This window comes from Rhizobium sp. SJZ105 (genome assembly GCF_007828365.1).
Lineage (GTDB): Bacteria > Pseudomonadota > Alphaproteobacteria > Rhizobiales > Rhizobiaceae > Agrobacterium > Agrobacterium tumefaciens.
Map to the genome: position 1 here is coordinate 94279 of NZ_VIUP01000005.1, position 25188 is coordinate 119466.

Sequence of the window (25188 nt, forward strand, 5' to 3'; positions counted from 1 at the left end):
TCCCTGCCATTGATTGGCCGGGGCATCATGGATTTCATAACCCATAAGGGCGTCATCTGCGTTTCAGCTACCAAAAGGATAGTACGGCGCCAACTTCGGAGTAATAGCCACTCCGTATCATGAGCCCACTAGTCCTTACGACCAGCTTGCCGCCTGTTTTCACCTCGCCAAGAATGCTCCTTCAGACCGGACATTTCGTGGGAGAAAAAAGCGTGAGGACGATCTTCCTGAATAGGTACGGTTTCCCCGACCAGTCGGCAACAAGCCGTATGATATCATCGCTCGCCTTTTCAATGGCGCAGCGCGGAATGAATGTGACTGTCGTTGCAAGTCGCGAAATTCATAATCATCCCGGAAGCGTGTTGCCCGCAACGGAAACGGTTCGGGGTGTACAGATCAAACGGCTCGCAAGCGGTCGCTTCGGCCGGCACAGCCTCATGCGCCGTAGCGTTGATTATCTTCTTTTTCAGGTGCTGGCATTCGCCTGGCTTCTGCGCAACGTTCGGGCAACGGACACGGTCGTTGTCTGCACCGATCCTCCGCTCCTCTCCGTCATGAGCAGCATCGCGATCCGCCTCAAGGGCGCACTCATGGTGAACTGGATCATGGATCTTTTTCCCGAGACCGCAATCGAGCTTGGATTTTTCAGGAAACGTGCACGGTGGCTTGCGCCATGGCTGACGCAGGCGCGCAACTGGTCTCTGCGAACCCCCGGCATGGTTGTCTGCCCCACTGACAAGATGGCGGAATTCCTCTTCACTCAAGGCCTTGCAAAGGATCGCGTCAGCGTCCTGCATCACTGGTCGGATGGGGAGGAAATCTATCCTGTCTTGCCCAAAGATAACAGCCTGCGGAAGGCGTGGGGACTGCAGGATGTGTTTGTCGTTGGCTATTCAGGAAACTTCGGGCGGGCGCATGAGTTCGGCACTATGCTGGCAGCGGCGAAACGTCTCGAGCACCGACAGGATATCCGGTTCCTTCTCATTGGTGGCGGACACCAGCACGCGGCTGTGAAGACTGTCGTTCAGGATCTCGGTCTTCAGAACGTCATCTTCAAGCCGCTGCAGCCCGTGGAGAAACTTGCTGAAAGCCTGAGCGTTGCAGATGTGCATCTGGTCTCGCTGCTGCCGGAACTGGAACACTGCATCATTCCAAGCAAATTCTATGGAATCCTGGCGGCCGGGAGGCCTACGATCTTCGTCGGCGACCCTGATGGAGAGGTACCGCGCGTTCTCAGAGCCAAAGGATGCGGCAGCACCGTCGAAATCGGAGAGACCGAAAAGCTCTCCGGCACCATCGAAAAGCTCTGCGACGACCCAGATGCCACGACAGCAATGGGGGATGCGGCACGGCGGCTGCTGTGTGCCGACTATTCCCGAGAAAAGGCGGCAGATGCCTGGGCAGTGCTGATCGCCGGGCTGCAGACTGTCGAGCCTTCCAGGCCACCTATCGCTCAAGGTATCTCGTCATGAAAGACAAAGTCGTCGTCAGTCAGCTCGGCGCCCGCATGCATTATGCCGTACCGAGAATATTTGCATCCGCTGGCCGCCTTGCGCATTTTTACACTGATATATGCGCCACGAAAGGTTGGCCCCGGATCGTCAATTCGTTTCCGGCGACCCTTTATCCCGCACCTGTCAAACGGCTTGCCGGCCGGCTGCCCAAAGGCGTGCCGACAGCGCTGACGACGGTGTTTTCCAGCTTTGGCCTCCGTTCCGTGCTGCGCCACATGCGAACGAAAGACGTTGTAGAGGAAACCTCTCACGCGATCTGGGCCGGGTCGGTTTTCTCCGAAATGGTGGCCCGGCGCGGCTTCCATGGCGCAGATGGGCTCTACGCCTTCAGTGGCGACGCACTCGAACAGATGCGGGCGGCAAAACAGCAGGGCCTTTGGACCGCAGTCGAGCAAATGATCGCGCCACGCGATGTCGTCGAAACGCTTCTGGACCAGGAAATGATGCGGTTTCCCAAATGGGCCGGCCCTGTGCGGGATAATCCGCATGCGCGTCTATTCGCCGATCGGGAGAAAGCGGAGTGGCGCCTTGCAGATGTCATCGTCTGCCCGTCGGAATTTGTCCGCAAGCACGTGGTCGCATGTGGCGGGCCGGAAGACCGGTGTGTCGTCGTTCCCTATGGCGTCAATGCCAGCGCTGCCATCGACAGACCGGCGCGCATGCCGGGGCCAATCAGGGTCCTGACCGTAGGCGAAGTCGGGCTGCGCAAGGGATCGCCCTATGTTGTGGAAGCCGCCAGATTGATGGAGGGCGCCGCCCGCTTCCGGATGGCGGGCCGCGTTCGTGTGCCCGATGACGTCAAGCAGGAGATTTCGCAATGGGTCGAGCTGAGAGGGATCGTTCCGCGCTCGCAGATCGTCGAGGAGTTTCGGTGGGCGGATGTCTTCCTGCTGCCGTCGCTCTGCGAAGGCTCCGCGACCGCCGTCTATGAAGCACTGGCAGCGGGCCTGCCGGTTATAACGACCGAAAACACCGGCAGCGTCGTTCGCGATGGTGTCGAAGGTTTCATCGTTCCCGTCTGCGATCCGGAAGCTATCGCAACTGCGGTGCGTGCGCTTGCCGACAATCCTGAGCTCAGGCGAAGCATGTCCACCAATGCACTCCTGCGCGCAGCTGAACATACCGTGGAGTCATATGGCGAGCGGCTTCTTGCCGCCTTGTCCGGGCCGAATCTGTCAGGGTCGGCGGGTCTTTGCATGGCCGATGACACGCGATACCTGGGGAACAAAGAGAAATGAAGATCATCCACGTCATCGCTTCGATTGATCCCAAATACGGCGGCTTGCAGGCCGTTGCCATGCGCCTAGCCGCTGCACAGGCCGGCCTCGGCGCAGATGTGAATATCGTCAGCTATGGCGACGCCGCCATTGAAGCGCAGGTCAAGGAAATTGGCCGCACCATACCGCATTTCGAGAATATCCACTGGCATCTCCTGCCGCCGGCCGGGAGGCTGGAGACATTGTTCTGCTTCAGGGGCCGGCGCATGCTGAAAGCCGTGCTGAAAGATGCCTCCTTCATGCATATTCACGGCGTGTGGGAGCCATTTCTGCTCTATGCTTCCAAGCTCGCCCGCGCCGCTGGCGTACCCTACTGCATTTGCCCGGCCGGCATGCTGGACCATTGGAGTCTCGGCCAGCGATCGTGGAAAAAGAAGATCGCCCTGATGCTGTGCTACCGCAAGATGTTGAACGAGGCTGCGTTCCTGCACCTGTTAAATGTCGATGAAATGGCAGCTGTAGAGCCGCTGAATCTCCAGGCACGAAATCTGATCATTCCGAACGGTGTTTTTGCCGAGGAATTCGATCCCCTGCCCGCCCGAGGACATTTCAGGCAGAAAATCGCCCTGGCGCACGGCAGGCGATACATTCTGTTCCTGTCACGCCTGCACATCAAAAAGGGTATCGACATCCTTGCCTCGGCCTTTTCGGCTATCTGTGACACCTACGTCGACGTTGATCTCGTCGTCGCAGGCCCGCCCGGTGGAGCAGAGGGCCACTTCATGCACCTGGTGAAAAAACTTAACATCCGGCACCGCGTCTTTATGGTCGGAGCGATCTACGGCGAAGCGAAGCTCGAAGCCATGGTCGATGCCGACTGTTTCTGCCTGCCAAGCCGACAGGAGGGTTTCAGCATGGCGATCACCGAAGCGCTTGCCTGCGGCACGCCTGTTGTTATCACCGACCAGTGTCACTTTCCCGAAGTCGGAGCTGCCGATGCCGGGGTTATCGTCTCGGTTGACGCGGCCGAGGTTGCCAAGGGCCTGGCAAGCGTGCTCAGCAATCCCGCCAAGGCGAGGACGATGGGCGAAAACGGCCGCCGACTCGTGCTGGAGAAATTCACCTGGCCGGCAATCGCCCATGCCACGCTTGAAGGTTATCGGCTGAGCGCGTTGGACGCGGCCGCTTCCTGACGACGCGAGCCGACTGGCCTTGCCGGATTGCCGACATAGATCGTCCAAGGCTCCAATGACTTCGCGGTGACGGCTCGCGCGCCAAGCACAGCCCCCTTGCCGACGACGACACCGGGACCGACGAAGGCTTCCGCCGCCACCCACGCGTCCTCCTCGATCACCACCGGCCGCGTCACGAGAGGAAACGCGCTATCCTGAACGTCATGCGACCCGGTGCACAGATGGGCACGTTGCGAGACAGAGGCATATTGGCCGATCGTGATCATGTCGACGTTGTAGCAGATCACCCCAGGTCCGAGAGATGAATGACGCTCCATGACGAGGTGCCCCGGCCACCAAACGATCGCCTTGGAATGCACCATTGCCGTGGCATGCAGGCGCGCGCCGAAACTACGCAGGAGAAAATTGCGCCAGCGCCGCATCGGCGGCGGCGTCCAGGAGGCAAGAAGTCGCCAGACGATCATCCAGACCAGCCGTTTCAGCCGCAAATGCAGCGCAAAGGTCGGACCTCCGAAGCGCGGCAGGGGCGTCGTTGCATGCTGGAAGGCAGGATCGTCGTATCGTGAGCGCATGGCCTATCCTCCGGCTTGAGACGTCAAGGATCGTATCGCGTATCGACGCTGCTGCACACGCGCGGGTATGACGGCAAATGCCAGCGCCGGCGCTGCAAACATCAGCATATGCACCCAGACCATGAGAACCCAGTCGGTTTGATGCGAGATGGCGTGCATGGACGGTATGATCGACAGCAGATAGGTGAATTGCGCAGCGAACTCCCCCGTGTTTGCGGTCACCCAGATCCGGCGCACCAGATAGGCGAGCAGGAAAAATTTGAACGCTCCCAGATACCAGAAGGATCCGAACGCATCCGCCATTCCGGTCTCGGTCGTGCCGAGGACAGGATTGTAGTCGCGCGATTGGACCGGCACCGGCAGCATGAAGGATTGCTTGACTTCCACGCCCACGAGTTGCGCGGGCACGAAGTTGAACACCAGCCTGTTCCAGTGGAACTTGCCGTAGTCGAATTGCAAGGTGTTTGCGGTGTTGTCGATCCGCATGATCGCGTTGCGCATCTCGTCGCCGCCGTCCCGGAACACTCTCTCAAGATTGCCGATGAAATCTATCTTCTTGATGTCATCCCACACGGGAGCGTCGTTGGCCTTGGTGATGGCGCGGTAGTCGCCCATGCTGTTCATCGACAGTGTGCCGAGGAAAAGTGCCACGATCACGAAGATGCGCGGGATCGCCCATCCCTTGTAAAACCACCATGCCAGCGCGAACATCATGATGAGTTCCACCGCTTCGGCGCGCTTTCCCGTTATCACGATGCGATCCAGGTAAAAGACGAGATCGAACGCAAGGACAGCCAGCGCCAGCCAGGAAAATCGCCGTGCAAGGCAAAGCACCGCAATGGCCAGACCATAGCTCAACAACCGCGAAAAGAAGATGTACATGACCGGAACTCCGGTCATCTGCACCGCAATGGTCAACTCTCCCGGCAAACGGCTAAGCTTGAAATAGAAGTAGGCGCCGGCGACCGAGAGAACGGCTGCGACGATCAGCAGACGTGTTTCATCGAAATCGATACGAAAGAATGCAAGGGGTTTTGCCGTTCTGCTCCATCCCCACCAGCACATGAACAGGCACAGCATCATAAAGATTGCGGTTCTTGCAAACGCGCCTTCCGGCAAGAATCGTTCTGACGCCAGTCCGGGAACCTGGGGCAAGATGAAACTGAACGTGATGACGCCCGTCAGAAACGGGAACTCGTAAATTCGCTCCCGACGCATCATTCCCCAACAGATGAGCAGGATAACACCACCAAAGAGGCAAAAAACCAGAAGCGTGTTCATGAGGCGAGCCTCGCCTGAACCGGAGGAAAATCCCGCACGAAACTGCTTCTGAGGTCGTAGAGGAGCGCTTTGGCATATTCCTTGAACACCTGCACCCCGTCGCCGTTGATGGCAAGCCGCCACAGCGACACGGTTCGTTGCGCAGGAAGGGAAATCCACTGAATTTGAGGCATCACAAACCGGAAGCGCTTTACTGCGCGCCGTGAATGAAACCAGCTCGTGACCAGAATGGCGCTTTTTGCTCCCATTCCAGTCAGTATCGGCTGTGAGAATGTCGCGTTCTCCCAAGTGCTGAGCGAAAGACATTCCGTTGAGACGGCTGCGTAATCCACCCCCAACCGCACCAGCATGTCGCGGATGAAGTCGCAATCCCCATAACCAGTCACCAGAACGAGCGGCGCCCTTCCCTCGTGCCATAGTTTTGCGGCCTGGGCAGCTCGAGGTGGACCGTCACCGCCCAGAACAACGATGACGTCGGCCTGCGCAGGCGGGTCCTCCACGACAAGGAGCGACCCCGCTGAAACGAGGGCAAGTCCGTAGAGCCCGACTGCACTCAGCATCATCAAGCCCAGTAAAATCGCGTTCCGTTTCAATGGCGGAACATTTCTGATGTTCTGGGAAATGCGCAAACGCGAAAGCCGTCCTTTCGAAACCGGTGTCGAGGGAATTCGCGTTCCGGGCCACGGCGCTTTCATGATGCGACTACTCTTCACTCGCCGATTGCATGGCTCTTGGCTCCGGTGCGGCGTTGGCGGAGACAGGGAGACGCGCCACCTCGCGGTAGAGATCGAAATTACCCCTGTGAAGCCAGGTTTTCGAGAGATAGCCCGTCGCGGTTAGAACGAAGGCCGTGTGGAGGGCAATCGGCACGAGAAGTCCGGCCGCCATCATTTCCGGCGGGATACCGGCTTTTATCCCGGCAAAACCGACGCCGCCGCAAATGAAGGAAATGACGACCAGCGTGTTCGTTGCCGCCGCCGGCGTGAAACCATAGTCCAGCAGCAGATGATGAAAATGCCAGCGATCGGCCGACATTGGACTGCGGCCGTTCATGATACGGCGAACAATCAGGCTGAGCGTATCGGTGATCGGCAGGATCACGATCCAGAGCAATGCCGGAAAGGATACGGCAGCGCTTGTGGTCGCCAGCAGGACGATAACATAAGCAATCGTCGCACCCAGTGCGGTACTGCCCGCATCGCCGAGGAATATGCTCGCCCGCGCGCGCCATGGACCGCGCATGTTGAAGACCAGAAAAGCGCAGAGGCATACGCAGAGTGCCTGGAGCGGCGGGATGACGTCGCCGATACCTGCGAAGATCGCCACGATCATCAGCCAGATCAACGCGACACCCGCAGTGCCGCCAGCAAGCCCGTCCACACCATCGAGCATGTTCCACGAATTCACCAGCCCGGTCACGAAGAGAACTCCGATGACGAAAAACAGCGGCAGGAACAGATCCGAATGCTGCGTGAACAGCACGCCGATGGAGAGAGAGCCGATATCGGCGCCGCCTACGAGAGCGATCGCCATTGCCAGTTGCATGAGAAGTCGTCCTGCCGCGGGCAGCGGCCGGCGATCATCGACGACGCCCATCAGCAGGATGACCGCCAGTCCGAGCCAGAAGTTCATGCCGAGAGCCTCGCTCCACCCACCAACGAAGGCGGAAACGGCGAAAGCGGCAAAGATTGCGATGCCACCGCAAAGCGGAACGGCTCCCGTGTGGCGTTTGCGGATTGAATCGGGGCGATCCACAAGCTGAAACACAATGGTCAGGCGCCTGAGAACGACGATGAGGGATACGCACAGAATGAAAGTAGCGATGGTATTGAAGAGTATCCCCGACATGTCTTATCCCCACGCTGAACCTTGGCGGCGCATTTGCGACGAAACTCGCCTCCTGACGATCCTAAAAAACACCGGCCCTGAGGGGTATGCGGGCAAAAGGCGTGTGAAATCCACCAAAGGGAGAGGGTGTCGAAATTAACATCTACCCTGCCTACCCCCGAACCGGATCGACCATCGAAAGAGCTAGGTTTGGGACCTTGACGGCAAGCGACCACAGATGAACGACTCGGCAGCCAGCGGCATCTTATGCGTGATCATTCCTGTGTGGAGAGAACGGCAATCCAGTCCTGAAAGCCGAAAGCATTCGCCAATGCCGGCACCGTCACGTTGCGAAGGCCGCTGCGGCCAAGACGCTCGATCGGTTCGATGTAAATTCCACTCGAGGGATCGTACCAGCGAAGGGTTTTCTCGCCTGCCGCCAAACTGTCGAGATCAATCGCAACGGAAGGAGTGTCGAGATAGATCACGGCGAAAGACCCTTCCCTGTCGCGCGCCGCGAATGCACCCGCATCGCTTTTCAGCAAGCTGCCCTGATCGGGTACGAGCTTCCACCATGCCAATTGTCTGAAAAGCGAGGCCAGATGGGTGATGCTTTGAGCACCACGGCTGTTCAGCGAACCCTGCCAGCTGTCCTTCGCTTCATAAAGCCCGGCGGCGGAAAAATGCCAGACCGGATTGTTGCCGAAGAGCTGACCGCTCGCTCCTGAAAGCAGCGCACCATAGGCAATAAGACGAACCTGACGCTCCTTCACATCGTTCTCGCCTTCATATGCGCCTTCGATGAGGAAAAAAGGGCGTCTTGGTCCAGATCGGTAACGATCCAGCACCGCCACCGCGACATTGCCGTAAGTATAAACTGAATCGATATCGAGCCAGGAAGCGTCCCGCCAAAAATCGCTCGTCACGGTGTCGGGATTGCCATGCACGGTCTGCAATGCCGAAGGATTGGTTTCCGCAATTCCCATTGCAACAGCCATGACCAGGTTGCGATCTGGCGGATCGTAATCCCCGCCCTGCACCCAGATGATGTTGGGATACTTCGCAAAACGCTGCCCGACATAGCGTCCATAAGCCCGCAGCTTTTCTGGCCCGGCCGCGACCATTTCCTGATACCATCCCTCGGGGCCACCGCGTGCGCCGCTATAGGCCGGACAGAGAAGCACCAGCAAATTGCGACTGGCGGCTGCCTTTATGACGGCTTCCGCCCTCTCGAAATAGGCCTGGTTCGGTTGCTCAAAGGCATCGCCTGCGAAAGGTTTCTCGTCGTAGAAGTTCGCCGGCGCCTTGCGGGAGAACTGATGCTCGATCAACGATACAAGCACGGTGTTGAAGCCCTGCCGCTTTCGGGTTTCCAGATAAAATTCCGCATCGGGAATGGAGGTATCGCCAATGAGCGACCACGCACTGTCGCCGACAATCAGGAACGGCAGACCCTTGCTGTCTTCAAGATAACGCCCGTCCTGCGACGTCTGCAGCGGAAAAACGGGATCCTGTGCGTTGCAGGTCGAAAACATGCATAGCCAAAAAAAGAAGACGCCGCACAAATGTCCAAGTCGCCGCTGATCGCCGAGCATCGCTTCAGAGCCGTTCACGAACGACGCGAAGCCAGTTTTTCAAGGGCAACGGCAGATAGGTTCGAAGGCCCGGCCTCAAACCGGCGGGAATAGACCAGTCCTCCATCCTGAGCACTGTTGACAGGCCGGGACGGTCGTTGAGTGTCATGGTAATGACTTCGTTATATCGTGCGGCCATCCGTTCGATGCTGAAGCGGTTCAGGACCATTTCCTTTCCCGCGATCGACATCCGCTCGAGAAGGTCGCGATCGGCATGCAAACGCGCGATCGCATTAGCCGCTGCCGTATAATTGCCGATCGGGAACAGGAAGCCGTTTCGGCCCGGCTCGACAATCGTGTCCGTCACACCCCGGATATGAGACACGACCGGGACGCAGCCGCCGGCCATTGCCTCTATCATCGTCATGCCAAGCCCCTCGAAGCGGGACGGCATGATGAGAACATCGTGACTGGACATGATGACCGGTATGTCTGAAAGCTGCACGGATCCTGCGTAACTGACGCGATCGCCATGGCCGTCTAGCCTTCGCCTGAGCTTGCCCATATCCGGCCCATCTCCGACGATCGTCAGGCGCACTGCCTCAGGCGAGGCATCCAGTATTTCCCGCAGCCACATCACGCCTTTCGAAGCATCTTCAATGCGGCCGACGAAGAGAGCTTTGAGTTCCGGCCCCCGGTTGACGCGCCGAACCGCCTGGCTCCGGAACGCATCGCTATCCACCGCATTCGGGATTGCGTAGGTGCGATCCTTCGAAAAGCCGTTGCGCGCGACCAGATCGGCGCGGCACCGCTCCGATACGCCAATCGTGACATGGGCATAGTCCCGGACCGAACGCGCGGCCGCGTATGTTCCGGGTGAGATATTATGAACGACGAGAATACGCAGGATACCTTCGGGGAGATAGCGCGCGATATTCGTCTGCAACTGATCGCCAAGAACATTGACGATCACCCCGTCAAACCCGCCTTCTTCGATGGCGGCCGCCATTCGCGATGCACATTCACGTTCGCTGAGATTGACGGGCATGCGCAGCAGTTGCCCGAATGCCTTTTCACCCCGCAGATCGAGAGGTAGCCCGTATGTTTCCTTGCACACGCCGAGCCATCGCACGTCTATGCCATAGGCGGCGAGGCCTTTGCGAAGATGTTTGAAGACGGAATAGGTGCCGCCAATATGAGGAAGGACAAAATAGGCAAGCTTCATGGGACACTCTCGCTCCTGCATCCACAACCATGCCGCAACGGATCGACGGCGGATGGTTACAAGTGGCTGCTAAGGCGACATACTAAAAAGCCACGGGATGACAGTCAGTTGCATCTTAGGCTTAGCTGTATCTTCCTTTGAGAGGTTTGCGTCGGCCAGACTATTCGTTTGGCGTAAGACGCAACCCGAAGGTCGGTGTGGGGTCGTGCTGATCCAGCGGATATCAATACCATATCGAGCGTGTCGGCGCCGGGCTGCGATTGGAAAATAAATGAGGATCACTCTCCTTGGACAATTTGGCTCTGGCAATTCGGGCAATGACGGATCGCTGGAAGCCATGCTCCTTTATCTGCGCAGGATGAGGCCCGATGCCGATCTGTTGTGTATCTGTGCAAGTCCGACAGTCGTAAGTGCGAAGTTCAATATTCGTGCGATGGGTGTTGGGGGGCCTCCCCTGACAAACGCTTGGATGAGGCAACTGGACAAGCTACTCGGCAAGGTGCCTTCACGGCTCATGCTATTGGTCAGTTCCCTGTTTAGTTTCGACAAGGCTGACCTGATGATAATACCGGGGACCGGCATCCTCGATGATTTTCAGGAAAAGTGGTTCGGCTGGCCCTTTGTCGTGTTTTGCTGGTGCCTCGTCGCACGCCTTCGCAACACGCGGATCGCCTTTGTCAGCATCGGTGCCGGTCCGATGAAAAGCCGGCTCAGCCGCTGGTTCCTGCGCTCGGCCGCACAGATGGCCTCCTATCGATCCTACCGGGACGATTTCTCGCTCAACTACATGAAAATGATCGGTGTCGACGTGTCGCGCGACCACCGTTACCCCGATATCGCCTTTGATCTTCCTGTTCCTGTGCCCCACCGGCAGAGCCCCGCCGGCGGCTCAATGAGAATAGGCGTCGGCGTTATGGACTATCGCGGCTGGCGTCACAACGATCCCGAGGCCGCCAGGATTTACAAGACCTACATCCACAAGCTCTCACGTCTCGTGAGCTGGTTGATCGGTGAAGGCCATCGCATCACCCTTTTGATGGGGGACGTTACCGACAGGGTCGCCTGCGCGGATTTGATGTTCCTGCTGACGGAAATGCTATCCGAGGACAAGCTGTCGCGGATCGACATCAGCTCTGCCGCAACGCTGCGCGACATCATGCAGCAGATGGCAGCAATCGATCTTGCCGTGGTGTCGAGATATCATGGAGTTGTCTGCTCTCTGAAACTTGGCATTCCAACTATATCAATCGGTTACGCCAGAAAGTTCGGTGATTTGATGAACGATTTCGACCAGGAGAAATTCGCCCGGCATATCGATACGTTCGAAGTCGAGGAAGTCATTGAGCTGGTCAAGGAGATACTCGCTGGAGCCGGTGCGGTGAGGGAGAGGATTGCCCACGCCAATGATCGCTTCAAGCGCCAGCTTTCCGAGCAGGAAGCGCTGCTCGGCCGGGAATTTCTCTCAATTGATGTCGTCGCAACGCCGCAGAGCGTGACGCCTTAGACACGCAGTCCTGCAACCTAATGCTTTCGGCGTAATACCGAGGCTCTTCAATACTCGACGGGAGTAGACCGCACGCTGTTGCATGCCCCTCAACAAACATTCTCCAAACGGCCTACACCTACGGATCCGGCTGCCATCCCAACGGTCAGATTTCCAAGGTCCAAGTCCACACTCTAGATTTGACGCTACCGTCGATTATCGGCGACGCTGTCGGAGCCCTCGATGCACAAAGTCCGCCGCGCCTTTTTCATGGCCATGCTGGAACAGCACCTCGGAATTGCGATCAATTTCGCTCTGATCGCGATCGTATCGAGACTGCTCTCGCCTGCGGAAGTTGGTTTTGCCGTAATCGGCTACGGGGTGACAGCGGTGATCTTCGCCTTTCGCGAATTCGTTTCTTCCGATTTCCTTATTCAGCTCGATGTTGTTGAACACGATGACATCAACACGTCGCTTACGCTCTTGCTCCTGGTCAGCGGCATTCTCGGGATCGTTCTCTATCTATGCGGACCCTTTCTGGCGATTTTCTACCACCAGCCCAGTCTCCAGCACTATCTTATCCTGGCGATTGCCGCGGTCATGGCCGAAAGCCTGGGTATGCCAGCGTTTTCCATGCTGCGTCGCCGGCTGGCCTTCGGCACGATCGCACGCGTCCGAACCACCGGCCTCGTCGTTATGGCTGGCGTGACGATCTTCGCTGCCAGCAATGGATGGGGCTTTGTCAGTTTCGCGCTCGGCCTGCTCGTCGGCAACAGCGTTGCAAGCGCCCTTGCGGCCTATGCCGATCCGGCCCAGCGTACCGCACGCCTTTCTCTAAAGTCGTGGCGCCGTATGGCCGAATTCGGCCGTTACAGGGGCGCTGCAACCATCGTCGACAAATTATACGAGTCCCTGCCGCAACTGGTGCTCGGCTTTGCCATGACACCGACAGCGGTCGCGATCTACAATCGCGCCAATACCGTTTGCTCCATTCCCGACCGCATTTTCCTCTCGGCAATCTTTTCCTTCGCCTTCCCGGCGCTCGCCGCCGAGGTTCGCGAGGGTGGAGATGTCCGCAGATCCTACCTGCGCGCTCTCAGTTACATCACTGTGCTGTATTGGCCATCGCTGATCATGGTCGCCATTCTCGCCGATCCCATCGTGCGCCTTGCACTTGGAGACCAGTGGCTCGCCGCCGTACCGATCACCCGGATTCTCGCGCTTGCGTCGATCTTCTGGTTTCCCATGGTTTTGACAACGCCGCTGCTGATCGCGCTCAACGCCAACCGGGAGGCTTTCCTGGGCAATTTCGTCTGCCGCAGCGTCTCGGCAATTGTGCTTTGCTCTGCCAGCTTCTTCGGTCTCACCGCGGTAGCGCTGAGTCAGTTCGTCACGCTGCCCTTCCAGATGCTCGTCGCCTTCTATCTGGTAAGACGCCATGCGCACTTTAAACTACCCGAACTGTTCGCTGCCACCGGGCCGAGTTCCGCTGTGACCCTTGCCGCGATTGCGGGGCCGCTCGCCATATCCGCCTGGATAGGATTCCGCTTCGATTACTCCCTCGCCCAGGCTGGCGGCGCCGTCCTCCTTTCGGTGACAGGCTGGGCCGCTTGCCTGTATCTTCTGCGTCACCCACTCGTCAGCGAAATACGTTCGACGTTCGATGCTTTTGCCGGGCGTCCGCGCAAGATCGGAAAACTTCCTGTATCGGCTTCCATTCCCGACACCGTCGTTCCCGCAGCGGTGGAACCATGAGCAGCATCGATATCGTCATCCCCAACTACAACTACGGCCGCTTTCTGGAGGGATGCGTAGAAAGCGTCCTTGGCCAGAACATACCGGACATGCGTATCCTCATCATCGACAACGCCTCCACGGACGAAAGTGTCGCGGTCGCCCGGTCTCTCGCGACAACAAATCCCCGTATCGAAACGTGCCTGCGCCCAAAGAATCTTGGCGGTCACGCGTCTTTCAACGAAGGCATTGATTGGGCCCGGGCGGACTATTTCGCCATCATCTGCGCCGACGATGTCCTGTCGCGAGGAGCACTCGCGCGCGCGATGGAGGCGCTCGACAATCACCCCGGCGCGCACATGGCCTTCGGGCGCACCGCCTTCTTCCGTGACGACGCCGAAATAGAATCGGGCCTTCGCAGCTACGCCAATGGCATGCAGCTTCATCGGGGCATGGACTTCATCGCCAAAATTTGCGCGACGGGACGCAGCCCGGTGCCAGGCCCACTCGCTGTCACCAGAACACACATTCAACAACATGCCGGTCACTATCGGCCAGCACTGCGCCATACTGACGATGTCGAGATGTGGATGCGGCTAGCAGTTCTGGGCGATATCGTCGAACTTGACGCCGTGCAGAATTTCACCCGTATCCACGGTGCCAACCAGTCGGCCATCCTTGATAACGTCCTTGCCTGGAATACCGAAATCGAAGCCGCGCTCGAAAGCTTCTTTGGCAATGAGGGGGCTTTGCTTGCCGACGCCCAAACCCTGCTCCGGCGCGGTCGCGCGAGCCTGAGCGACCGCGCCTATTGGTGTGCGCTTTCCAATCTGGTCCGGCGCCGGCCCGGCGCGGGTGCCCTTCTCGCACAGGCTTTCCGCCTGAGACCCGCTTCAGCGTTTCTGCCGCCGGTAGGTTATCTTGTGCGCCGACCTGATGCGTTACATCGAATTCGCGCAGCGATCGCCCGCCGATAGTGATCGACCGGCCAAATTTTCGATGATGAAGGCCTATTCTTCTGCATTCAGTACAAGCCGCAAGAGCGCCGGCAACGAAGTGGATTTCGTTCGGCGCATGATTGAGGCGCGATGATTCTCGACAGTGCGCTGACTAAGCTTCAAATCGGCTGCAATGACCTTGTTGGCCTGCCCCTGAACAATTCTATCAAGGATCTGACGTTGCTTGCGAGTAAGCGTCGCCAGCGTGGCTCGAGCTGTTTCACGCCGCTCTTCGCGCTCGTTCGCATCACGCGATCGCTCGAGGGCCGACTGCACGCTCCGATATATTTCCTGGTAAGAAAAAGGCTTCTCGATGAAATCGGCCGCTCCATATCGCATCGAATTGATTGCCATACGGACATCGCTGCGACCCGTGATCACAATCACCGGAAACCGATGATGTCTTTCTTTCAGCAAACGTAACAACTCCATGCCGACCATGCCGGGGAGATACGCATCGACAAGCAGACAACCTGATCTGTCGGGCTTGTAGTTTGCAAGATACTCTTCTGCCGAAACATAGGTTGCGACCGCCCAGCCTTCTCCTTCGAACAGGGCGCGCAAATTGTCCCTTATGTCCTGCTGGTCGTCGATGACTTCGATGAGCCTGCCCGTCATCGGCTCCATATATTCAGGTTCGCTTATGTGACCTGCTCTCTCGCCGTTTTGGCGAACGACCAGCGTCTCCACCATCTGCATGACGTCCTTGAGTTTCGCCGGCTTGTGCAGATAAGGAATTTCGTGCTGAGCAAAATCCCTCAGGGCCTTGCTTGAAATATCGCCAGTGAGAATGAGTGCCGGAACATTTTGGCGGAGTGCCTGCCGAATATCTTCAATTGCAGCTATGCCATTCCCGCCTGTAGGAAGATTATAGTCTGCGAGAACAACGTCGGGCATGAACTTCAGCCCTCGAACAATCGCGATCGCTTCGGCAGCGGTTGAGGTCGCAGCGACCACGTATCCAGTCTGCTCCAGACCGATCTTGAGCAGATCGCGCATTCCGTTTTCGTCTTCGATGATCAAAATCGACGCGGACGACAGGGCGATCGCTTGACGCGAATTGTCATCGAATGGCGCACGCAATGGCGCAAGCGGCTCCCCTGCCGGCCCCCGATCGATCTCGATCATGAATGCAGAACCTTCATGCAATCGCGACCGCACCGCTATCTTCAGTCCCAGAAGTTCGCTCAGCCGCTTGACGATTGACAATCCCAGCCCCAAACCCCGGTCTTCCGCGCCAGCAGATGCGTCGAGTTGATGGTATTCCTGGAAGACTTCCTCGATATGGTTTTCGGGAATGCCTATACCGGTGTCCCACACTTCGAACCGAACCTTTGCATCGACCCGGCGACAGCCGACCAGAATTTTGCCGCTCGGCGTGTATTTCAGTGCATTGGATAAAAGGTTGCGAACGATCTGCTCGAACAGGCGGGGATCGGTGCGAACGGCAAGGCTGGACGGTACGACACGGAGTTGCAGCCCCGCCGCCCGAGCGGGATAATAAAATTCCTTGAAGAGCCTTCCCAGAAGATCGCCAATCGCAAAGTTCACGATCTGCGGTTCCACCATCCCCGCTTCGATCTGGTTGATGTCAAGAACGGAGTTGAGTATTCCCAACATCGAGGACAGCGTCTCCCCCATCCTCTGGACGAAAGTGCGTGCTTGCCCTTCAGCCACGTTCCTTTCCAAAAGCCCGTGCAACAGCTTCAAGGTTTGCAGCGGCTGACGCAGATCGTGGCTTGCCGCAGACAGGAATTGCGACTTGGCCTCGGTCGCCCGCTCGGCGAATTTCTTGGCAGCTTCCCTGCTTTCGGCAACCTGTTTCTGGGCACTTATATCGATGAAGGTGATGACCACTCCGTCGATTGCCTCGCTCGCGCCGCGATAGGGTTTGACGCGGCGGACATACCAGCGACCATCGGGTCCTCCTATCTCTCGGTCGATTGTGTTGCCTCGGAGCAGCGTCGCCGTTGCGTCGACTTGAAGCGTAATGTCGCCGTCAAAGCCGCTAAGGTCCGAGAGGGGACGGCCGACATCGGAGGATATGATGTTGAATACCGAACGGGTGGCCGGTGTGAAGAACCGTATACGAAGGCTGGAATCCAGAAAGAGCGTCGGGACATCCGTGCTGTACAGGACATTTTGCAGATCGTTGGAAACTGCCCGCTGACGCTCCAACGCTTCTTGCAATTGATTGTTGAGGGATGTCAGCTCTTCATTGAGGGATTGCAGTTCCTCTTTCGAAGTAAAGAGTTCCTCATTCGTCGACTGATACTCCTCATTCAGAGACAGCGCTTCGGCGGTGATTTGCTTCTGTTCTTCGCTGGCAATTTCCAGATTGCGTATCGCGCCCTGCAATTCTGCCCGCGTCTCCTCCAGTTCGAATTCCAGCTCGGTAATGGGCGACGCATCTGTCGTTGATGATTTCTGCGATCGGACAACACCGTTGGCCTGCGCAGCATCCTCCACAAAACATATGAGGAACAGCTCTTCACCCTGACTGAAGAGCGGCTCGACATGAATGTTGAACTCGATGTGTGCGCCGTTGCTGTCGAGTTTTGCATTCTTGGCTACGAACGGCTTTTGATCCCGGCTCGCATGGTGGATCGCAGACCTGATCTTATTATGGAGCGCCGTCGGTGTGATGGCGAACAGGTCATGCGATGCCGGGCCTGAAGCGATCCGCAGGAACCTTGCTGTCGGGCCGATGGAGTAGAGATACTCATACTTCCGATTGACGAGGATTGCGGCGGGCACGTAGCTACCCAGCAGAACCTGGGAAACCGCCTCGGCAAGCGCACTGTGCCTCGACGCTGAAGTCACCTTTCCTAGCGAAGAGGGAATTCTGACATTTCCGCCCGCAACCGCACCGAAATTAAGATCACCGAAAACCGGCGGCCCGATACGCCGATATACCCTTTCGGATTCCGAAATCAGCTTGAAACGGTCATCCATTCCGCCAACGGTTTCGGATTTTCCGACCAGTAAAATGCCGTTCTCCCGCAGGGCGAACCTGAAAAGCGACAAAACCTTGGCTTGGGCTTCCGCTTCGAGGTAAATCAACAAGTTGCGGCATGAAATCAGATCGATCCGTGAGAACGGTGGGTCGCTGAGGACATTCTGCACGGTGAATACCACCGCCCCACGCAGTTGCGCCGTCACGGTATATCCGTTTTCATCCCTTACGAAATATTTTTCCAGCAAGTCCGTCGGCAGCGACTTGGTCGCCTCATGTGAATAATGTCCGTCTCTGGCAATTGCGACCGCCTCGCCATCAGCGTCCGAGGCAAACATCTGAAACTGGAGACGAAGGCCCATGGACTGAATGAGCTCGAGGAAGAGAATAGCCAGAGAATATGCTTCTTCCCCCGTGCTGCATCCAGCGACCCAGACCCGCACTGCTTCGTGAGCCGCTTTTGCGTGGAGAATATCCGGAATAATGGTATCTCGTAGAAAGTCGAACACCTTCCCGTCGCGGAAGAAGCTGGTGACGTTGATCAGGAGATCCCTTACGAGATTTTGCCGCTCGTCTTCGCTGCTTTCGAGAATCTCAAGATACCGGTCTATCTTCTCAATCTCGATACCGAGAACCGCCATGCGTTTTTCGACCCGGCGCTGCATCGTTCCATGTTTATAGGCCGAAAAATCATTCGCTGTGGAAAACCTCAATATCTCGATGATCCGGTCCAGCTGGGGCATTCGGCGCACCATCGAGTGATCGGCTCGAAGCCGCGACAACAGCGCAATATGTTTGGCGATGGCCGCAGGCATCTCTTCGACCGGTAAAACCGTAGCGCCAATGCCCAGCGAAATAACACTTTCGGGCATGCCGCCAAACTGTGCCTCTTGAGGCTCCTGGACTAGAACAAGTCCCTTGAAATCCCTGATCTGCTGGACACCGGAGGAGCCATCTGACCCCGTGCCGGACAGGACAGCTGCTATCGCCCACGGCCCGAATTCCTTGGCCATAGAACCCAGGAGAAAATCAAACGGCAGAGGTGCCTCATGCAGTTCCCGCCGGGGCGACAGATATATCCTTCCTCCGTCAACCGACATCAGGAATTTTGGTGGAATGACATAGACGTGCTCGGGCTCTATCAAGGCAAGGTTGACAGCCTCCGTTACGACCATAGTCGTTTCGCTTGCCAGAAGTTCTGCGAGCATGCTTTCATGCGACCGGTCAAGATGCTGAACGAGAAGAAACGCACAGCCGGTTTTTTCAGGCAATGCTTTGAGCAGGGCTCTGAACGCATTCAGTCCACCCGATGAAGCACCGACGCCGACAATCGGGAACATCCTAACAGGACGTCCTTCCTGTGATCCGGACATCGAACCGGTGTCTACCTCGAAAGTAGAAGGAACCTTGTTACTATCCTCGCCGCGTTCCGCCATATTCACTCTCGTTAAAATTGACGCGCATTCCAAATAGAGATCGACCCTTGCGAAGCGTCAGGCGTTGTGGGTCAACAAGTCTTGAAAGCAGCCATCAAGGCCTTGAGATCATCAGTCAGGGATACATAGTCACCAAACCCCGTCACATGCGGGGCGCAGCGCGTCCGATTGTCGTGAGGTGCAATTTCAAAATGCGATTAACACGCATAAGTTGCCGACATCGCGAACAAAAGCACGAATAGAGGATGATAAATCAATCCGACCGCGATTATAATGCATCCATTATAGTTAGTGGTGTCGCGCAAAACATGATGATGGCCTGAAAGAATTATATTTCAACAGTTATGGCGTGTCTGGTTGTCTACCCACATCATGCCAGATTGAACGCCCGCTCGAAATCTCAATCAAAAGTGAGTAATTTCCGAACCTTTTCCAGTTGCGATACTCCATTGTAGGATGCCGGAGTCGAAATTCGGGTAGTGCCACGTCTGTTGATTTCTGGCCGATTTTTAAATTCCGAAAAATCCAGACCGCAACAGAGTAGCTTCCGAAGTTCTGATTGATGACGGCGTTCCGGGTTGAATTACTTCAAACTTCCGTGGTGCCGAATCTTAGAAAGAAACTCTTCGGTTGCGTCTCTGCCAAGCCAGACAGATCCGCAAAGCACTCTTTAGCGCGGATAGGACATAACATGCTGACATCAGTTCCCAACAACGGACATAGCCAATTCTCATCAAATTTCCATGTGGTTGCGCACTCGAAACCTATGGAAACTTCGGTCAGAAAGCTGGCGATCATCGATGACCGCGCGCTCGACCGTGAGTGTCTGGCTCAGAGCCTGATCGCATACGGCCTTGATATGGAAGTCGAGTTGTTTTCATCACTCGACGACTGGAGACACGCTCCAAACGGCCAGCATAGCGGCATCCTGGTCAACGTCGGTCGCAGCGATTTTTGCGATGACGTATCCCTCCATGAGTTGCGGGAATTCATTGCCGACTTCCCTTATCTGCCGGTCGTCATTCTCGCTGAAAACCGCGATCTGCGTCAGGTCATGAGGGCGTTCGACGCGGGAGTTCGTGGATACATCTCCTCGTCGATAGGACTGGCGGTGTGCGTGGGCGCCATCTCACTTGCATTGGCGGGCGGCGCTTTCGTATCAGCTGAAAATCTGAGCGATCTCAGGCAGTTGCTCGTGGTTGCGGAAGACAAGGAACGTCAGCGCACGGCCATGTTCACCCAACGTGAGGTCGATGTCATCAACGCCTTGACGCAAGGCAAGCCAAACAAGATCATCGCTTATGAACTCAATCTTCGTGAAAGCACCGTAAAGGTACATATTCGCAATATCATGAAGAAAGTCGACGCCAAAAACAGAACGGAAGTGATCTTCAAAATATCCGATCTCTTCAAAAACTAGTCATGTGTCGTGCAGTGAACCTGTTGTAAATTCATAATTGCCTGCGGGTGTCGGGCCCCGCACGATCCAAACGCATCGGAGCGATTATGACAAGAAGGTTGTACATCTCCTCTAAGCCTTTCGGCTAGCATTCCAAGCATAAAGACGGGGTAACGGCCACCGAGCCGGATACGGTAATCTCTGGTCATTGGACATATGGACCCGGGATTTCGCTATGCAAACTTTCGTCGAAAATTTCGAAAACTCGGATCGACTGCGCCTGCGCTCCCGCAACATCATACCGGGCGGCGCACATACCTATGCAAAGGGTGACGACCAGTACCCTGTCCTGTCTCCCGGCTTCATTGAAAGGGGATATGGCTGTCATGTCTGGGATGTCGATGGAAATGAATATATCGAGTACGGCATGGGCAACAGGGCTGTCGGCCTTGGCCATGCCTATGCCGACATCGTAGAGGCGGCGCGTGCGGAACTATACCGCGGCTGCAATTTCACGCGCCCGTCAAAGATCGAGGTGGATTGCGCATCGACCTTTCTCGATACGATCCAGACGGCCGAAATGGTCAAATTCTGCAAGAACGGTTCCGATGCGACATCCGCCGCGATACGACTTGCACGGGCTGTTACCGGCCGTGACCTGATCGCGCGCTGCAGCGACCACCCCTTTTTCTCCACCGAAGACTGGTTCATCGGAACAACGGAGATGAATGCGGGCATTCCTCAGGCGATCCAGAATCTGGTCCTTGGCTTCAGCTATAATGATCTGGCGAGTGCGCGCAGTCTGTTTGACCGCTTTCCAGGCCGCATAGCCGCCTTCATTCTGGAGCCGTCGCGCGGTGATCCGCCTCGGGACCAGTTTCTTCACAAACTCCAGAATCTTTGCCACGAAAACGGCGCGCTTTTTATTCTCGACGAAATGATCACCGGCTTCCGCTGGGATGCTGGTGGAGCGCAGAAGACATACGATATCGTCCCCGATCTATCCTGTTTCGGCAAAGCCCTGGGCAATGGCTTTTCGATTTCCGCACTTGCCGGCAAGCGTGAGTTCATGGAACGAGGCGGTATCGATCAAATCGATGCCCCCCGCGTCTTCCTGCTTTCAACGACGCATGGCGCGGAAACGCATGCGATGGCGGCGGCCATCGCAACCATGAAGGTTTACACGCAGGAACCCGTGGTCCCACATCTGGTCCGACAGGGAAATTCGCTGCGCGCCGCCATCAGCCAGATCGCAATTGCGCACGGGCTCGATTCCTACTTCGGCATCCAGGGCCATTCCGCCTGCCTCAGCTACTTCACGCTGGACCAGACCGGAAAGCCGTCTCAGGCTTTTCGCTCACTGTTTCTGCAGGAAACCATCCGTCGCGGCCTTCTCGCACCGTCTCTCGTTGTAAGCTACACGCATGAGGACGAGGATATAGCCAAAACGCTCGACGCCATCGATGGAGCGCTCGTCGTCTACCGTAAAGCGCTGGAATACGGCGTCGACAAATTCCTGACAGGACGCCCATCCGATGTCGTCTTCCGGCGTTTCAACGGCAACGCGCAGCATCAGGCCAGCCATGGGTTGGTCATGGCCGACATGCCCGAATTATCGGAAAGCATCCGAAAGCCTTAACCGGCCGGGGCACCTAGACCGTTCGCATTATCGATACAGCCGCTTTGCGCGGTGCATCGATCTAGCCTGAAAAGATACGCTCGTTGCGATCGAAAATAGATTTTGAGGGGAAATTTCATGCACGTTCTAGTCACCGGGCATCGCGGATACATCGGCTCCGTCATGGTACCCATCCTGCGCAAGGCGGGTCACGAAGTACACGGTTATGACACTGAATTCTACCATCGCTGCGCTTATGTTCCAGGCGGACCTTTGCCGCAGGTCCCCGGCGTATGCAAGGACATCCGCGATATCCAGCCTTCGGATATGGAAGGTTTCGACGCTGTCATTCATCTTGCGGCGCTGTCCAACGATCCGCTGAGCAATCTCAATCCGGAAATTACCTATGAGATCAATTACCGCGGCAGCGTTCGGGCAGCGCGAGCCGCAAAGCAGGCAGGCGTCAAGCGTTTCATCTTCGCCTCGTCGTGCAGCAACTACGGCGCCGCTGGCGAAGGACTGGTCAACGAGACGGCCGAGCTGAAACCGGTATCGGCCTACGGCACGTCGAAGGTCTTGGCGGAGCGGGAGATTGCAAGCCTCGCGAGCCCCGGCTTCTCACCGGTCTATATGCGTCCGGCAACAGCATATGGCCTTTCGCCCATGCTGCGTTTCGATATCGTACTCAACAACCTGACCGCTTGGGCGGTGACGGAAGGACTAATCCTCCTGAAATCCGACGGATCTCCATGGCGCCCAATCGTTCACATCGAGGATATTTCGCGCGCCTTTCTGGCTGCGCTCGAAGCGCCGACTGATGCCATACACAATCAGGCTTTCAACGTCGGACAGGATGCGCACAACTATCAGATCCGGGAGATTGCCGAAATCGTCGCTCTCACGGTGCCCGGATGCCGGCTGCAATATGCGAGCGATGCAAGCCCCGATACCCGTTCCTACCGCGTCGATTTTGGCAAGATCGCCCGTGCGCTTCCGGCGTTCAAACCGACATGGACGGCGGCCGCAGGTGCCGAGCAACTCTACCGGGCCTACAAGAGCGCCGGCCTGACAATGGCCGAATTCGAGGGACCGCACTATCAGCGGATCGGCCAACTCCAGAAGCTGATCGGCGACAAGGATATCGACATCAACCTGCGCCGCCCCATGACCGCGCCGCGCCAGAACGCCGATATTGCGGCATCGGTTTAAACAGGAGGCCCGGATGGGCAAGATCGAGCCTGGTGCAAAGCTGACAGGTGATGCATGGAGAGAGGCAGGTATCGGCCAGACTATTCATGACCTGGCTTCCCGCCTCTTTCCGATCTGTCGCAGCATCACCGGCAAAGGCGTGCGCGACACCATCGATATTCTTAAAGACTATATCGATATCGAGCAGCGCGCCGTCCCAAGCGGGACGCGGGTTTTCGACTGGACGGTGCCCCAGGAATGGAACGTCCGGGACGCCTATGTGAAGAACGCGGCGGGACGCAAGGTGATCGATTTTCAAATGTCGAACCTGCATCTCATGAGCTACAGCATCCCTCAACGTCGCATGATGCCGCTGGCCGAACTGCAAGCGCATATCTACACCTTGCCGGCACAACCCGATCTCATTCCTTACAAAACAGCCTATTACACGGATGCCTGGGGCTTTTGCATGTCGCATCATGAATTCCTCAAGCTAGAGGAAGGCGGCTATGAAGTCGTCATCGACACCGAAAAGGCGTCAGGCAATCTGTATTACGGCGAATATCTGCATATCGGACAAAGCACCAAAGAGGTGCTTCTCTTCGCGCATATCTGTCACCCGTCGCTCGCAAACGACAATTGTTCCGGCCTGGCATTGCTGACGTGTCTTGCTGCAGGCCTGAAAAGCAGGTCCACATATTACAGCTACAGGTTCGTCTTCGCACCCGGAACGATCGGCTCCCTGTCATGGCTTGCGCAGAACGAAGACGGGATATCGAAAATTGCGCATGGTCTTGTAGTCTCATGCATTGGTGACGGGGGCGGGCCGAACTACAAGCGTAGCCGCAGGGGAGATGCACTGGTCGACCGGATCGCCGCCTGCACCCGCTGCGGAGAGGATCGCAAACATCTGGCAATCGCCGACTTCATTCCCTACGGCTATGACGAGCGCCAATTCTGTTCGCCGGGCTTCAACCTGCCGGTCGGACTGCTGCAGAGAAGCGCTTTCGGAACCTTTCCGGAATACCACACCTCGGCCGACAATCTCGACTTCATCGAGCCCGAACATCTCGACTCATCCTTTTGGATGATCATGGACATGATCGATGCTCTCGAAGAAAACTGGACGCCGTTGAACCTTCGGCCCAAGGGTGAGCCACAGCTGGGGAAATACGGGCTTTTTCCTGCGATAGGCGGCCATAAGACGAATGACGACCGTACCATGGCCTATCTATGGATACTCAACCTCGCCGATGGAACCAACTCGCTACTGGATATCGCCGAAAGGTCTAAAATGCCGTTTGTCGATATTGCGAGCGCTGCCGGCAGGCTGCTCGAGGCGGGCCTTGTCTCGAACCTCGGTTTCCTGACGCGCTAAACCTTCATTGCAAAGCGGGCCAACCGAGGTCCTTTTCCGATATGACCGAGGGTGGCGCCGGCCATTCTACACCTATCGCGGGCTCGTCATAACGGATCCCTGCCGCACTTGCCCCGGCATAGGGCACCGAAATCAGATAGGACACAGCAACGTCGTCGCTGAGCGACTGGAAGCCGTGTGCAAAACCCTCGGGAATGTAGAACTGCGCGCCATTGTCGGCCGACAGCACCGTGCCAACCCATTGCAGATAGGTCGGCGAGCCGCGGCGCAGATCGACGGCGACATCCCAGATCGATCCTTTGACGCAGGAAACCAGCTTTGTCTCCTGATGCGGCGGTCGCTGGAAATGCAGCCCTCGAACGGTGTGTTTAAGCTTTGATAGAGAAAGGCTGTGCTGACTGAAGTCCGATACCAGCGCGTTGCTCTCAAATTCGCGCTTGCAGAACGTCCTGGCAAAAGAGCCGCGACTGTCCCGCACAGGCACCGTACTGACGACCCAGAGCCCCTCGATTTTCGTCTTCTCAAACAGCATTCGGCGCTCCTGATGCAACCCCGTATTCAAGAAGAATTCTCCGCCATTTCAGCGGCTCCGGAA

18 protein-coding genes are annotated in these 25188 nt (G+C 57.0%); 10 read left to right on the top strand and 8 right to left on the bottom strand.

The window, feature by feature from the left end:
* The first annotated feature begins 269 nt into the window (after positions 1–269).
* Genes FB593_RS17035 through FB593_RS17045 form a run of 3 tightly spaced genes read left to right on the top strand, consistent with a single transcriptional unit; the run spans position 270 to position 3924 of the window.
* The gene (locus tag FB593_RS17035) at positions 270–1472 is read left to right on the top strand and encodes a glycosyltransferase family 4 protein (RefSeq protein ID WP_186447938.1); all 1203 of its coding nucleotides are present in this window, start codon (positions 270–272) and stop codon (positions 1470–1472) included.
* Complete coding sequence (locus tag FB593_RS17040) at positions 1469–2752, top strand: glycosyltransferase family 4 protein (protein ID WP_038493560.1); 1284 nt, start codon at positions 1469–1471, stop codon at positions 2750–2752. The genes FB593_RS17035 and FB593_RS17040 overlap by 4 nt, the downstream gene beginning before the upstream one ends.
* A complete protein-coding gene (locus tag FB593_RS17045; RefSeq protein WP_019566354.1) occupies positions 2749–3924 on the top strand; it encodes a glycosyltransferase in 1176 nt (391 codons plus the stop codon). Before FB593_RS17040 ends, FB593_RS17045 begins: the two co-directional genes overlap by 4 nt.
* On the opposite strand, the gene FB593_RS17050 is transcribed toward FB593_RS17045, so the two are convergent.
* The 6 genes from FB593_RS17050 to FB593_RS17075 all read right to left on the bottom strand — a co-directional run bounded on the left by FB593_RS17050 (position 3888) and on the right by FB593_RS17075 (position 10403).
* Positions 3888–4496: an acetyltransferase gene (locus FB593_RS17050; RefSeq protein ID WP_065660126.1), complete on the bottom strand. Its 609-nt coding sequence runs from the start codon at positions 4494–4496 to the stop codon at positions 3888–3890. The genes FB593_RS17045 and FB593_RS17050 overlap by 37 nt on opposite strands.
* Positions 4497–4499: 3 nt before the next feature.
* Entirely contained in the window at positions 4500–5777 is a 1278-nt protein-coding gene (locus FB593_RS17055) for a hypothetical protein (protein WP_162692320.1), read from the bottom strand.
* Positions 5774–6337 (bottom strand): YdcF family protein, encoded by a 564-nt coding sequence (locus FB593_RS17060; RefSeq protein ID WP_321186284.1) that lies wholly within the window; start codon positions 6335–6337, stop codon positions 5774–5776. The genes FB593_RS17055 and FB593_RS17060 overlap by 4 nt, the downstream gene beginning before the upstream one ends.
* Before the next feature lie 142 nt (positions 6338–6479).
* Complete coding sequence (locus FB593_RS17065) at positions 6480–7625, bottom strand: MraY family glycosyltransferase (RefSeq protein WP_065660123.1); 1146 nt, start codon at positions 7623–7625, stop codon at positions 6480–6482.
* A gap of 254 nt (positions 7626–7879) precedes the next feature.
* Positions 7880–9139 carry a DUF4038 domain-containing protein gene (locus FB593_RS17070; RefSeq protein ID WP_321186285.1) on the bottom strand — a complete coding sequence of 420 codons (1260 nt, stop codon included), beginning with the start codon at positions 9137–9139 and terminating at the stop codon, positions 7880–7882.
* 64 nt (positions 9140–9203) lie between these two features.
* The gene (locus tag FB593_RS17075) at positions 9204–10403 is read right to left on the bottom strand and encodes a glycosyltransferase family 4 protein (RefSeq protein ID WP_145166787.1); all 1200 of its coding nucleotides are present in this window, start codon (positions 10401–10403) and stop codon (positions 9204–9206) included.
* Positions 10404–10674: 271 nt separating this feature from the next.
* Here FB593_RS17075 and FB593_RS17080 point away from each other — a divergent pair, with 271 nt between their 5' ends.
* The 3 genes from FB593_RS17080 (at position 10675) to FB593_RS17090 (ending at position 14597) form a co-directional block, all read left to right on the top strand.
* A complete protein-coding gene (locus FB593_RS17080; RefSeq protein ID WP_111793526.1) occupies positions 10675–11907 on the top strand; it encodes a polysaccharide pyruvyl transferase family protein in 1233 nt (410 codons plus the stop codon).
* Between the two features lie 222 nt (positions 11908–12129).
* Positions 12130–13641 carry an oligosaccharide flippase family protein gene (locus FB593_RS17085; RefSeq protein WP_111793527.1) on the top strand — a complete coding sequence of 504 codons (1512 nt, stop codon included), beginning with the start codon at positions 12130–12132 and terminating at the stop codon, positions 13639–13641.
* Positions 13638–14597 carry a glycosyltransferase family A protein gene (locus tag FB593_RS17090; RefSeq protein ID WP_111851576.1) on the top strand — a complete coding sequence of 320 codons (960 nt, stop codon included), beginning with the start codon at positions 13638–13640 and terminating at the stop codon, positions 14595–14597. The genes FB593_RS17085 and FB593_RS17090 overlap by 4 nt, the downstream gene beginning before the upstream one ends.
* A 33-nt stretch (positions 14598–14630) precedes the next feature.
* Here FB593_RS17090 and FB593_RS17095 read toward each other — a convergent pair whose 3' ends face one another.
* On the bottom strand, positions 14631–19010 hold the full coding sequence (locus FB593_RS17095; RefSeq protein ID WP_321186286.1) for a CheR family methyltransferase: 4380 nt from the start codon (positions 19008–19010) through the stop codon (positions 14631–14633).
* A 691-nt stretch (positions 19011–19701) separates the two neighbouring features.
* Between FB593_RS17095 and FB593_RS17100 the strand changes: the two genes are divergently transcribed.
* The 4 genes from FB593_RS17100 to FB593_RS17115 all read left to right on the top strand — a co-directional run bounded on the left by FB593_RS17100 (position 19702) and on the right by FB593_RS17115 (position 24593).
* The gene (locus FB593_RS17100; RefSeq protein WP_003517620.1) at positions 19702–20430 is read left to right on the top strand and encodes a LuxR C-terminal-related transcriptional regulator; all 729 of its coding nucleotides are present in this window, start codon (positions 19702–19704) and stop codon (positions 20428–20430) included.
* Positions 20431–20644: 214 nt separating this feature from the next.
* Complete coding sequence (locus FB593_RS17105; RefSeq protein ID WP_145166788.1) at positions 20645–22048, top strand: glutamate-1-semialdehyde 2,1-aminomutase; 1404 nt, start codon at positions 20645–20647, stop codon at positions 22046–22048.
* Between the two features lie 117 nt (positions 22049–22165).
* Positions 22166–23236 carry an NAD-dependent epimerase/dehydratase family protein gene (locus FB593_RS17110; protein WP_097100343.1) on the top strand — a complete coding sequence of 357 codons (1071 nt, stop codon included), beginning with the start codon at positions 22166–22168 and terminating at the stop codon, positions 23234–23236.
* A gap of 13 nt (positions 23237–23249) precedes the next feature.
* Positions 23250–24593, top strand: a complete 1344-nt coding sequence (locus tag FB593_RS17115) for a DUF4910 domain-containing protein (RefSeq protein WP_145166789.1) — start codon at positions 23250–23252, stop codon at positions 24591–24593.
* A 4-nt stretch (positions 24594–24597) separates the two neighbouring features.
* Here the strand turns inward: FB593_RS17115 and rfbC are convergent, their stop codons facing one another.
* Complete coding sequence (gene rfbC, locus FB593_RS17120; RefSeq protein ID WP_145166790.1) at positions 24598–25125, bottom strand: dTDP-4-dehydrorhamnose 3,5-epimerase; 528 nt, start codon at positions 25123–25125, stop codon at positions 24598–24600.
* Positions 25126–25188 lie beyond the last annotated feature (63 nt).

Bases quoted from the DNA above. Each gene is read 5' to 3' on its own strand.
- FB593_RS17060 (WP_321186284.1), bottom strand. From the start codon at position 6,337: ATGCTGAGTGCAGTCGGGCTCTACGGACTTGCCCTCGTTTCAGCGGGG.
- FB593_RS17050 (WP_065660126.1), bottom strand. From the start codon at position 4,496: ATGCGCTCACGATACGACGATCCTGCCTTCCAGCATGCAACGACGCCC.
- FB593_RS17115 (WP_145166789.1), top strand. From the start codon at position 23,250: ATGGGCAAGATCGAGCCTGGTGCAAAGCTGACAGGTGATGCATGGAGA.
- FB593_RS17085 (WP_111793527.1), top strand. From the start codon at position 12,130: ATGCACAAAGTCCGCCGCGCCTTTTTCATGGCCATGCTGGAACAGCAC.
- FB593_RS17065 (WP_065660123.1), bottom strand. From the start codon at position 7,625: ATGTCGGGGATACTCTTCAATACCATCGCTACTTTCATTCTGTGCGTA.
- FB593_RS17075 (WP_145166787.1), bottom strand. From the start codon at position 10,403: ATGAAGCTTGCCTATTTTGTCCTTCCTCATATTGGCGGCACCTATTCC.
- rfbC (WP_145166790.1), bottom strand. From the start codon at position 25,125: ATGCTGTTTGAGAAGACGAAAATCGAGGGGCTCTGGGTCGTCAGTACG.
- FB593_RS17105 (WP_145166788.1), top strand. From the start codon at position 20,645: ATGCAAACTTTCGTCGAAAATTTCGAAAACTCGGATCGACTGCGCCTG.
- FB593_RS17040 (WP_038493560.1), top strand. From the start codon at position 1,469: ATGAAAGACAAAGTCGTCGTCAGTCAGCTCGGCGCCCGCATGCATTAT.
- FB593_RS17080 (WP_111793526.1), top strand. From the start codon at position 10,675: ATGAGGATCACTCTCCTTGGACAATTTGGCTCTGGCAATTCGGGCAAT.
- FB593_RS17095 (WP_321186286.1), bottom strand. From the start codon at position 19,010: ATGGCGGAACGCGGCGAGGATAGTAACAAGGTTCCTTCTACTTTCGAG.
- FB593_RS17090 (WP_111851576.1), top strand. From the start codon at position 13,638: ATGAGCAGCATCGATATCGTCATCCCCAACTACAACTACGGCCGCTTT.
- FB593_RS17055 (WP_162692320.1), bottom strand. From the start codon at position 5,777: ATGAACACGCTTCTGGTTTTTTGCCTCTTTGGTGGTGTTATCCTGCTC.
- FB593_RS17110 (WP_097100343.1), top strand. From the start codon at position 22,166: ATGCACGTTCTAGTCACCGGGCATCGCGGATACATCGGCTCCGTCATG.
- FB593_RS17035 (WP_186447938.1), top strand. From the start codon at position 270: ATGATATCATCGCTCGCCTTTTCAATGGCGCAGCGCGGAATGAATGTG.
- FB593_RS17045 (WP_019566354.1), top strand. From the start codon at position 2,749: ATGAAGATCATCCACGTCATCGCTTCGATTGATCCCAAATACGGCGGC.
- FB593_RS17100 (WP_003517620.1), top strand. From the start codon at position 19,702: ATGCTGACATCAGTTCCCAACAACGGACATAGCCAATTCTCATCAAAT.
- FB593_RS17070 (WP_321186285.1), bottom strand. From the start codon at position 9,139: ATGTTTTCGACCTGCAACGCACAGGATCCCGTTTTTCCGCTGCAGACG.